The sequence below is a fragment of the Gluconobacter kondonii genome (genome assembly GCF_002723995.1).
Taxonomy (GTDB): domain Bacteria; phylum Pseudomonadota; class Alphaproteobacteria; order Acetobacterales; family Acetobacteraceae; genus Gluconobacter; species Gluconobacter kondonii.
This window is the reverse complement of the sequence record NZ_BEWP01000034.1, coordinates 1-10,131: the sequence shown is the minus strand read 5'-3', so window position 1 is coordinate 10,131 and position 10,131 is coordinate 1. Positions and strand designations below refer to the sequence as shown.

Genomic DNA, 10,131 nt, shown 5'->3' with positions numbered 1-10,131 from the left:
GATCGCTCCCGCCTGGGTCAGGCGTTCACGGAACAGCCAGACCGTTTTGGCATCAGGAACACGATCTGAAAGCCCCAGGCCAAGGAAGCGCATGAACGACAGGCGATCGTTGATCAGATACTCCATCCGTTCATCGGACAGATTGTTCAGCGCCTGGATCACCAGAACCTTGAACATCAACACTGGATCAAATGGCGGTCGCCCGCCCTTGCTTCCGTCTGAATAGGCCAAAGCCTGCTCCAGATCAGGGCGGAACACCTCAAAATCCACAGTCCGGGAAAACGCTTCGAGCTGATCGCCAAGCCCGCTCAATCGAGCAAGCCGCTCTTCAACGTCAAAAAATCCCGCTTGCTTCATAGCGCCATTCCCACAGTCAGAACTGGACAAATGGAATCACAGAGCTGGTTTCAAAACCAGAGGGTTTTTCGAACCCTCCAAATGGGTCTGTTCGTCCGAACTGTCGGTATCACCCGGGCCATCATGAGGATCGGGCTCGCCAATATCGTCTACAACATGCGCCGCTTTCTCTTCTTGGAGCGCATCAACCAACAGTTTTTCGATCCATCCACCTCTATTCGAACTATCTATATTATAACCGTACAGACTATATCATATAGTTTGTATTGTAGTATCTATATTATCTTTCGCAAACAATTTTAGCTCATCAAGAAAAATACGAACACTCCTTTTTACATATGACTTCGAAGGTAATACAGCATATAAAGATATAATTTCTCCGTTATAATTAGGAAGTATTCTTACAAGCTTTCCTGTTTGTAAGCTCTCCGATAAATCCCAATATAATTTATATGCAATTCCGTTACCGGAAAGTGCCCATCTATGTATAATCTCTGCACTCGTACTGCTAAATTTGGGCTCAACCTTAATGATAAATGATTCTTCATTGTTTTCCATCAACCACTGATTAATAGCTTCCATGGTTTTATAACGTCTCAAACATAGACATGTATGCTGCTGAAGCTCTTGTGGAGACTTGGGCTCACCATGTATCCTAATATATTCAGGAGAAGCACATGGCACACGAATAGTCGATGCAATTTTTGTGACGATTGCGCTTGAAGACTCTGGAAGTCCTATACGAATAATTATATCTAAATAGTCATCGAAATTATATGAGCCTTCAGTCGCCACTGCAAGATTAACATTGATGTTCGGATATTTCTTCACAAATTTTTCAACGAATGGCGCTATTTTATTTGATCCAAGCTCTAATGGAGCACCTATGCTTAAAAAGCCCTCAATTTTTTTGTCTGAAGAAGAAATTCTATAATCAAGTTCATCAATATCTGATAATATCAATGATCCTTTTTCGTAGTAATAATGCCCATGATCGTTTAAATGAAAATGTCGTGTATTTCTTTCTATAAGTTTTATTCCGAGTCTTTTTTCTATTTTACTTAGACGCCTCGAAACAGAAGGTGGTGTTACACCAAATCTCAGTGCCGCGCTTGTAATACCGCCTGCGTCTACCAGGTCGACAAAAAATCTTAAATCGCTGATTTCTTCGAGACTCATCTTCAGTATTCCACAGCAACCGAAATTTCGATATTAGAAGGTTATAGACATTCTTCCACCGAGAGTATTACCGGAATTGTAACCGATATACAAACCATGTGTATTTAAAACATTAGCATGCGTAAAATTAAACATAAAACGAGCGTAATTCAAAAAATACCAATTAACTCCTAATGTAACGGTAGATGCATTCGAACTACCCAAGCTCCGGGATACACTCGCACGATCATATCGAAGAGAAACTTCCCACGCACCCAATCCGCCTTGTGTTACTGGATGGAGAACTCTTGGTGCAGCCCAAACACCTGAATGCGCGAAGTAATTAGGCGTCTCACCCGTCAAAAAAACGCCTCCTTGAACACTAAGGGCCTCTTCGGAGCCAGATTTTCCGGCCCAAAGAGCATAATTTGGATACGATGAATACGTGCGCCTTAGCGATAACTTTCGTAAGCCAAACTCGAATAATGCCCAAAAAGATTTCCAAATACCAAAAAGCTCAACGCCACCAGATAAAGAATGAGAAAGAGGAGCTGTTGGTCGGACCTGAAAATTAAATGCGTTATCCGTATAATTTAATAAATTCACGTTCTGGGTAAAATTTTGTGTCGGTTTTGAATCTTCGTAGAACCCCCAAAACCCTAAATGAATTAACGATACCTTATCCTTGAAAGGTATATAGTGAGCACGCAGAAGATACGTTAAATCATCTCTAACGTTGTTAGTATTATTTGTTGAATTGACTTGATCGCCAGATATTTGCGTCGCAATATGCCAGTTTTTACCATATATCTTATATGCACCGCCTAAGCCGTACCAACCCATCATGGGCACTAACAGATTGGCAACAATATCTCTATTAAGAAATACGGTATCACTCGACCCCGTAGAGCCATCAAAACCTCGTTCAGAAAATTTATTTCCGATTGTGTATTCTGATAGTAACCCAGCTGTTTTGTCAGTCCAGGTTGCAAATGCACTCATGAGTTGCAATGTATTGCTAGAAAAATCCCCTTCCAATACCCACGATAAATTACGGGCCCTACCTTGAACCCCTAGTCTAGCCGCGCGAAGTATTGTTCTTGAAATATTTTGTTGCGGAAAGCGGCTCGAAAACGACGCACCATAATCTGCCAATATTCGACCACGAACTCTGAAGCTATAATTGCCATCAGGCGTCGAGAACGATGGTAAACCTTTTCCCCATTTTAATACTAAACCATCAAACTCAGTAGTTCTATTTGGTATTTGTGATGATATACCCAAAATAGAACCGGAATTTGAAGGCATATTTGAGACGGCTCCAAATGTTCCTGGAGGAGATGCAACCAATGGGAAATTTATATAATTATTATTAATTTCTCTATGTGAAATTTTAACAGACCTAAACTTCTTCTGCTTATAATATGGAATGTCTAATATTGAATGATCATTATAATTATTTTTTACTTTCTGCTTTTGATAGGAATGCCCTTGCAGTTCAATAATTTCTTTTTCTAAATATCTAATTCTTTTATCTTGTTTTTTTAATTCATTGACCAATTCAGATATTCCTGAATTGGTCTGGGCGAACGATACGGATGTTGAAATAAAAAAAGACAAAAATGAAAAAATGAAAAAAGATTTTTTCATCGTAATAATTGCCAAATCTTTATTTATTCACGATGTGAGAGCTATGAGTGCTCCCATCGTGAATATGGACACCACTGTAGAAAAGAATACGGTTGATGCGGCCTCTCTCTCACCTTTTTTAATTTGATTTGATAAAATCACTATCACTGATGCTGAAGGCATAGCAAATGTTAATACTGCTTCCCTTAAGTAAAAAGGAGAAAGGTGTGCAGCAATAGCTAACCCCCATGCGACCATAGGTGCTGCGATATTTCTGAAAAATACCGATGTAATGACCATCTTGTTGATCATTGGTTTCATAAGGCAAAGTAAAATGCCAGCTGCGAACATCGCAGCTCCGCCAGTTGTCTTTCCAAGCATTATGAAAGAAATATCAAGTAATCTTGGAATCGGAATACCTGATAAAACCCAGATAAATGCGCAGAGTGGTGCTAAAACGACAGGTTGTTTTAGCGCATTTTTCAAATGAGAAACCCAATTCTCGCCATTCCCCATAGTCTCCTTATTGTCACTAGACAGTAAAAAAAATACTACAGGAATAAGAATAACATTTATTGTTAAGCTCGCCAAAGAAACGGCAAGCGCACTTTTCCCACCGAAAAGAAATCCCAAAACAGCAGATCCCACAAATGGGACCGACGGATTTCCGATAGCCAAAGCCTGAAGTGTCGCAAGCGACACTGATCGCTTAAAAACAAAACGCGAAATCCAATAGGTTATAAAAAAGCTGCCAATCATCCAGAAAATAATAATTGCTGCAAAACTACCAGAATGTAAAATTTGCGTACGATCAATTTTAGAAATTCCAACAAATAAATCCATTGGAAGTGCAAATTTAAGTACCATTCGATTTATCGCAGTTGCTTGATCGCGATCAAACATACCCATAGAAGCACCGAGATATCCGAGCATCATCGATACTACAATCGGGAAAATAGCTCCGCAAATAATCTCTAACATACGCTCTCTCCATTCAAGAAATAACGCTCGAAATCAACAAGAAATAACATCACGGACAAAAGGTCGGCACTTCCACCTGGGCTGATATTCCGTGAAATAAATGCAGTATTCATCTCAGAAACCTCTGTTTCAAAATTTCCAAAACCTTTTTCCCGCAAAGTATTTAAAGCTTTTTTGGAGAAAACCTTAGCGTAGTTCAATCCATATATTCCGGATCTTGAAATAACATTTGTGTCATTATTGTTTGATATTAAAGAAATAAGCGAAATTAACTCGGATTCAACTGCGGAGTATCCATCGCACAAGGCATCGCGATAAGCGGGAAGCGCATAACGTTGAACGGTTAAGAAGCCAGATTCTGCTTCAGCTCGTGCACCACCGAAGCCGTATTGTCGATAAATAAGCTGCCCCGCTGTAGGGGGTGCGCATCTTTCATTTCCCGATCTTAAATCATTGTGCAATAACCCGTCGCAGATCCGGCTTACTTCGATGCAGACGTTTTCTATAGTACATTCCTGATTGTTAGAAATTAATCTTCCTGATGCACCACATAAAAGACCAAGAGCGAAAATCCCACCTTTATGGGTATTGACTCCATTAGTCGCGGAAAACATTGCATTTTCACATTTCACGCCGACTTTACGCAAATCATTAAGCGCCTCTTTCGAAGACGTCGACGCACAGCCGGATTCATAAAATAACGAAAAAAAAGGACTTATTGCATCTATGCTCTCTAAAAATAGAGCATGATCCATATCTGAATGGGCACCGTTATCAAAACGATCGACCAGCCCTGGCTTAGGCGAAAGATTAATTTCTTTAAGCAAAGCACATCGTGCTATTTGGGATATCTTCTCTGACGTAATCAATTTTTTTTCTCCTTTTCGAAGAGAAAAAAAATCCGCTTCATCTCTCTACGAAGGTCCTCTATGGAGTGTTTTCTACTTCTCGCACAATTCATTGCAATATCGGAACACAAGAGACATCTACGCGCGGGGAAATCAAAATTTTCTCTAGAAAGGGAAAATTGATCTGGTGCGATAACATCCAGATCCCACAACCTGCCGAGAGGATGCGTTTCCTCTAATAGCATAGTCATTTTCTTGATATCGATTTGAGACAAAGCCGATACCACAAAAATCGCCTCCGGCCCCGACGAGCTTACACTTGCTTCTTCCAGCAAAACACGTGAGCCCGAACTTTTAACAGTAGAGCAAATACTCTTACGCGCTTCGGAAAATATTTTCATTATGATAGGGGAACATTTATCACTCCCTGGAGAAACAACCGTTACCGAAATAATCGGGCGTTCGAAGCGTCTCAAAATAAATAACTGCCTGCGAGCGCGCTCTTCGCGCGCTCGCAGGATAGAATCAAAAATCTCAGGACCTTCTGTCATTTCATCAGGTCTCCGCGCTATCGTCTTACGACGCAACCTGACGAACGATATCCATCACACTTCCATCGCGATAGCGGACTACAGCAACTACTTTATCTGTGTACTGAATAGGATCAGGTTTTCCGGCGAGGAGAATAGCTTTTTTCTGAAGCTCCTCAATAGTTGTAACAGGAAGTCTCGCATCTACGAGGCGTTTTTTGAGATCTACATTATTCGGATTAACGGCGATCCCATGATCCGTCACCACTACGTCGACAGTTTTTCCTGGTGTGACCACCGTATTCACACAATCAACAATACAGGGCATTCTTGCTCGAAGAAGAGGCGTAACAATAACCGTCAAATTTGCAGCTGCAGCAACGTCACAATGCCCGCCAGAAGCCCCACGTAGTACGCCATCTGAGCCAGTTAGCACGTTAACATTAAAATCGGTGTCTACTTCAAGCGCACTTAGCAAAACAGTATCTATACGATCGACGTATGCACCCTTTGACGAAGGATTTGCATATTCATTCGCGGAAATTTCGGTGTGAGCTGGGTTATCTCTTAATGACTGAGCTGCGTCGACGTCAAAGGACTGTACATCAGCAATCGCTTCAATCATGCCTTTTTTTAACAAATCAACGATAGAACCCGTTACACCGCCAAGCGCAAAACTGGCTTTAATATTCTTTTCAATCATCTTCTCTCCCAAGAAGATGGTAGTTGCAGTTGCAGCACCACCGGATCCTGTTTGAAGAGAAAATCCTGCTTTGAAATAACCTGAATTCTCAATGACAGATGCCGCAATTCGTGCCAGCAACAGATCTCGAGGGTTTTTTGTAAGCCGAGCTGCGCCAACACTGATGAGAGATGGGTCTCCTACTTCGTCAACCTGCACAACCGCGTCTACCTGGTCTTGAGAGAGGCTTGCTGGATAATTCGGAAATTCCACTATATCTTGTGTTAAGACCGCAACATAGCGTGCGTATGCAGCGTCAACCTTTGCATACCCCAACGATCCACAGCTTAGCTCACCATGACTTCCATTCGCATTTCCAAACTCATCTGATGATGCAACGCCCAGAAAAGCCACATCAATTGAAATTTCGCCCGTTTGAATAAGATGAACACGCCCACCATGAGAATGAATCTGAACGGGTGTGTTCATGATCCCCTTAGAAATAGCTTCTCCCAACTCACCACGCAGGCCTGACGTAAAGATTTTCGCAATCACGCCCGATTTAATAAATTCAAGAAGTCCATCGTGACAATTCAACAGCGAACTGGGAGCAATGGTGAGATCTTTAAAGCCCATTTCGGCAAGTTTTTTTACAACCTGCAAAACTACTTTATCGCCTTCGCGAAAGGCATGATGAAAAGAAATCGTACCGCCATTCTTTAGACCTGAAGACTTTATAACGTCCTCAAGAGAAGGCTTTAACTTACGCTTCTGTTTCGTCGTAATGTCTTCCAGCTGCGGAGAATTAGCGAAAACTCCTTTAAAAGCTGGGATATTATTCTTTGCCGCATAATCTTCGGCTGCTTTTTTATTGTAAGCCATTTCTTTCCTCCTCAAGAATGTTCAGCTAGGAGAAGTACACGCTGCGCTTCATGCACAACCGGCGGATCAATCATTTTTCCATCAAGTGAAATGACCCCAAGACCTTTTTTTTCGGCATCTTCAGCTGCCGCGACAACTTTTCTAGCGTGATCGACATCTTTCTGGGCCGGAGCATATGCTTTGTGTAAGAGCTCGATTTGGCGAGGATGAATCAGCGATTTCCCGTTATACCCAAGATTTTTTGCAATCTCGACTTCGCGTAAAAATCCCTCTTCATCATTGACGTTTCCATAAGCGACATCGAATGCGTCAATTTTTGCTGCTCGGGCAGCATGCAGTACTGCAGCTCGTGCGTAAAATAGCTCGGGCTCACTGCCTGAGCTCCGGGAGGTCTGCATGTCAACCAAGTAATCAAAACCCGCCAAAGCAATTGCCACCATACGCGGTGTCGATTTTGCAATGGCGACTGAGTTTACGACGCCACAAGCAGATTCAATAGCGGCCATAATTTTTGTATCGCCGATTGTGCGTCCACAATCTTTTTCAATTTTTGCGATACGTTGCTCGAGCTCTTTGACTTCTTCTACAGTTTCTGTTTTAGGCAAGCGAACAATCTGCACACCTGCTCTTACGGCCATATCAAGATCGTCTTCCCAAAACGGCGTTTCTACCCCGTTAATGCGAACAACAGTTTCAATATCGCCATACAAGTTTTCTTTTAATGTATTGAATACCAGAAAACGTGCACTATCTTTTTCTGTCAAACTCACTGAGTCTTCCAGATCAAACATCACTGAATCAGGTTTGTAGATATATGAATTAGACAACATTCCAGCGTTAGCTCCTGGAATGAACATCATACTACGGCGAAGTCTCATGACAGATCTCCAAATTTTACGGTTTTTTCGTCAGAAGCCCGGTAAACAGCGGCTTCAACACGCGCTCTGATTACACAGTCCAACGCACCCTGATCTCTCACGTCAACTACTGCTGACAAAACACCGCATTTTGTGAGTGTATCTTTGACTGTTTTTCTGATCGAAGAACCGAATTGTTTTTCAACTTTACTCTGCACAATCAATTTTATTTCTTGAGAATCATGGGGATTAATTACCACCATGACATCACTAGACTCTAGCGTGCCTGCGATACCACGTTTGTTAATTTTCATGACACGATTTCCTTTCTTCTTTTTCATTCACAAAGAATTTGTTGAGATATAGATATGTTGACTTTGGAACCAAATCCGCAGTTTCTCTATATCTATTTTCCTGAATTAGGCTTCTTACACGAGAAGCCGATACAGCTATATCTTGAAATTTTACTCTTTCTATCTCTTTTAATTCGATTTTCTTATCTGAATAAGAGCAATCTTCTAAGAACTTCTTCAAAACAACGTTGTACATAGCTGTTGTTTTGTCCGTTGGCTCTGTCCCAACATACCTGATATTTATATTTAATGATGGCGCGATATATTTCCGAAACATTAAGGCATCGATTGCAGATGCTTGTTCCGTGATTTCTTCGTCCTTTTTAAGAAAATATTGAGGAAATGTTGCGTGAGAAATAATATAATCAGAACCCTCATGAACAACGACATTTCTTAAATCGGAAACTCCGTCTCTGACGAGAGTGAGGCGAGTGTCATACGAAAAAAAGGAGACATCTTCTCGTACTAGAAAAACATGTACCCAATCACACTCTTTAGACGCCTGCTCTACCAAATATCGATGGCCATTTGTGAAAGGATTAGCATTCATTACTATGCTTCCTATACGCTCTCCTGCCCTTAAGGTTGATTTCAAAGTATCAAGATAATATTCTAACTGCGTAGAATCATAATCCATAAACGAGACTACATTTGGAATTTCAACTAGGGACTTAAATCCCCATCCATCAAAAATCCTAGAATTTATATATTTTGTGAATAAAAAAAGGTCATCGTAACCTTTAGACAATCCTTGCATTATAACTTCTGTACCAAGGCGCACACTCAGACCAGAACCACGAAGCTGCTTGTCAACGCAAACACATTTAACAACATTCTTGTCCAATCCAGCACAAGCGACAATCCGTTCATTATCCTGGCTCAAGGCAACTACGAACGTCGTAACTTGATCATCGATACGCAGATCCCCGGTCGCTAAAAAATCGATGATATCGTGTTTCTTTCTTTCAAGGTCAGATCCCGAAAGAAGAGAAATCGAAATATCATCTGAGTTCCGATACATATCGATAACTGTTTCTAGTGTGCACGGACGAATTTAATGATACTGCGCGACATTTGATCTTTTGCCCAATTAGGCATTTTTCGCCACGGAGTCACAACCTGAGCTGTATCACCCTCAATTTTGACAGTACGACGCTGTTCCGTACCCACCCATTCAGGAGCCCATGCAGTTTGTACCGTCGTGACCCACTGATTGCCTTCAATACGATAGCGACCAATATAAGCAACCAAAGTTTGCATTAAACGAGAGCGTTCCGCATCGCTATGCGCCGGCTCCCGGCCGGTGCCCTCAAGGTTAAAGGCAATCCAACCATCGTTTGTAAAAATCACTCGACCACGGGGGTGGTCACCCATTGCGTCTATAAATTCACCCGTGGCCTGCAATTCCACTTGGTAAGAAACAAGTTGCCACGTTCCAATGATTTGCTCCGCAAGCTCCATTGACGGTGTTTCCTTCACATGAAGTGAGTTTTTCATTCCTACCCCGTGATATTTACTGCCCTTCTTTCATTCAACTTAATACATCCCCCTATGTATTCTAGATCTAATTGACGTAAATAACTATTACGTTTGACGTAATTAATTTCTATTTTAATAATTGAATGTCTTTCTACAAATTTGTGAGGCGTCCCATCAATACCAAGGAATGCTGCGACTGATTCATCCCTGAATAGAGTTAGCCTGGTTTTTTAGACTGAAGGCTACGCTAACCCAGCCTGATAGCCCTTTTGGAAATTCACGGATGAGCGTTTCGCGCGCAGCATGGCTTTCTTAGCGTTGGTATGGTGCGACTTTGTAGCTGCGACCAGCGTTGCATCCAGGATCTGGCCTGAT

General features: G+C 41.7%; 11 protein-coding genes and 1 pseudogene. 1 reads left to right on the top strand and 11 read right to left on the bottom strand.

Annotated features, from left to right (window positions below; translation table 11 throughout):
- On the bottom strand, positions 1 to 357 hold a 357-nt coding region (locus GKO01_RS15160), incomplete at its 3' end, for a transposase (RefSeq protein WP_145994798.1).
- 78 nt (positions 358 to 435) lie between these two features.
- On the opposite strand from GKO01_RS15160, the pseudogene GKO01_RS16630 reads away from it, so the two are divergent.
- A pseudogene (locus GKO01_RS16630) lies at positions 436 to 546 on the top strand (IS5/IS1182 family transposase); the annotation flags it as partial.
- 63 nt (positions 547 to 609) lie between these two features.
- Here the strand turns inward: GKO01_RS16630 and GKO01_RS15150 are convergent.
- Genes GKO01_RS15150 through GKO01_RS15105 form a run of 10 tightly spaced genes read right to left on the bottom strand, consistent with a single transcriptional unit; the run spans position 610 to position 9,774 of the window.
- On the bottom strand, positions 610 to 1,536 hold the full coding sequence (locus GKO01_RS15150) for a LysR family transcriptional regulator (RefSeq protein WP_077804040.1): 927 nt from the start codon (positions 1,534 to 1,536) through the stop codon (positions 610 to 612).
- A 33-nt stretch (positions 1,537 to 1,569) separates the two neighbouring features.
- Positions 1,570 to 3,165, bottom strand: a complete 1,596-nt coding sequence (locus tag GKO01_RS15145) for an OprO/OprP family phosphate-selective porin (RefSeq protein WP_099287730.1) — start codon at positions 3,163 to 3,165, stop codon at positions 1,570 to 1,572.
- Between the two features lie 27 nt (positions 3,166 to 3,192).
- Entirely contained in the window at positions 3,193 to 4,125 is a 933-nt protein-coding gene (locus GKO01_RS15140; RefSeq protein ID WP_086649673.1) for an AEC family transporter, read from the bottom strand.
- Positions 4,119 to 4,994 (bottom strand): triphosphoribosyl-dephospho-CoA synthase CitG, encoded by an 876-nt coding sequence (gene citG / locus GKO01_RS15135; RefSeq protein WP_099287729.1) that lies wholly within the window; start codon positions 4,992 to 4,994, stop codon positions 4,119 to 4,121. The genes GKO01_RS15140 and citG overlap by 7 nt, the downstream gene beginning before the upstream one ends.
- Positions 4,991 to 5,524 carry a citrate lyase holo-[acyl-carrier protein] synthase gene (gene citX, locus GKO01_RS15130; RefSeq protein WP_099287728.1) on the bottom strand — a complete coding sequence of 178 codons (534 nt, stop codon included), beginning with the start codon at positions 5,522 to 5,524 and terminating at the stop codon, positions 4,991 to 4,993. Before citX ends, citG begins: the two co-directional genes overlap by 4 nt.
- 25 nt (positions 5,525 to 5,549) lie before the next feature.
- On the bottom strand, positions 5,550 to 7,067 hold the full coding sequence (gene citF / locus GKO01_RS15125; RefSeq protein ID WP_077804035.1) for a citrate lyase subunit alpha: 1,518 nt from the start codon (positions 7,065 to 7,067) through the stop codon (positions 5,550 to 5,552).
- A gap of 11 nt (positions 7,068 to 7,078) precedes the next feature.
- On the bottom strand, positions 7,079 to 7,945 hold the full coding sequence (locus GKO01_RS15120) for an aldolase/citrate lyase family protein (RefSeq protein WP_077804034.1): 867 nt from the start codon (positions 7,943 to 7,945) through the stop codon (positions 7,079 to 7,081).
- On the bottom strand, positions 7,942 to 8,238 hold the full coding sequence (gene citD, locus GKO01_RS15115) for a citrate lyase acyl carrier protein (RefSeq protein ID WP_077804033.1): 297 nt from the start codon (positions 8,236 to 8,238) through the stop codon (positions 7,942 to 7,944). The genes GKO01_RS15120 and citD overlap by 4 nt, the downstream gene beginning before the upstream one ends.
- Positions 8,228 to 9,298, bottom strand: a complete 1,071-nt coding sequence (gene citC / locus GKO01_RS15110) for a [citrate (pro-3S)-lyase] ligase (RefSeq protein ID WP_086649678.1) — start codon at positions 9,296 to 9,298, stop codon at positions 8,228 to 8,230. Before citC ends, citD begins: the two co-directional genes overlap by 11 nt.
- Positions 9,299 to 9,312: 14 nt before the next feature.
- Complete coding sequence (locus GKO01_RS15105) at positions 9,313 to 9,774, bottom strand: lipocalin-like domain-containing protein (protein ID WP_077804031.1); 462 nt, start codon at positions 9,772 to 9,774, stop codon at positions 9,313 to 9,315.
- Positions 9,775 to 10,131: the final 357 nt, after the last annotated feature.

Coding starts and splice junctions, on each gene's coding strand:
- GKO01_RS15150 (WP_077804040.1), bottom strand. CDS start 1,536: ATGAGTCTCGAAGAAATCAGCGATTTAAGATTTTTTGTCGACCTGGTA.
- GKO01_RS15145 (WP_099287730.1), bottom strand. CDS start 3,165: ATGAAAAAATCTTTTTTCATTTTTTCATTTTTGTCTTTTTTTATTTCA.
- GKO01_RS15140 (WP_086649673.1), bottom strand. CDS start 4,125: ATGTTAGAGATTATTTGCGGAGCTATTTTCCCGATTGTAGTATCGATG.
- citX (WP_099287728.1), bottom strand. CDS start 5,524: ATGACAGAAGGTCCTGAGATTTTTGATTCTATCCTGCGAGCGCGCGAA.
- citF (WP_077804035.1), bottom strand. CDS start 7,067: ATGGCTTACAATAAAAAAGCAGCCGAAGATTATGCGGCAAAGAATAAT.
- GKO01_RS15120 (WP_077804034.1), bottom strand. CDS start 7,945: ATGAGACTTCGCCGTAGTATGATGTTCATTCCAGGAGCTAACGCTGGA.
- citD (WP_077804033.1), bottom strand. CDS start 8,238: ATGAAAATTAACAAACGTGGTATCGCAGGCACGCTAGAGTCTAGTGAT.
- citC (WP_086649678.1), bottom strand. CDS start 9,298: ATGTATCGGAACTCAGATGATATTTCGATTTCTCTTCTTTCGGGATCT.
- GKO01_RS15105 (WP_077804031.1), bottom strand. CDS start 9,774: ATGAAAAACTCACTTCATGTGAAGGAAACACCGTCAATGGAGCTTGCG.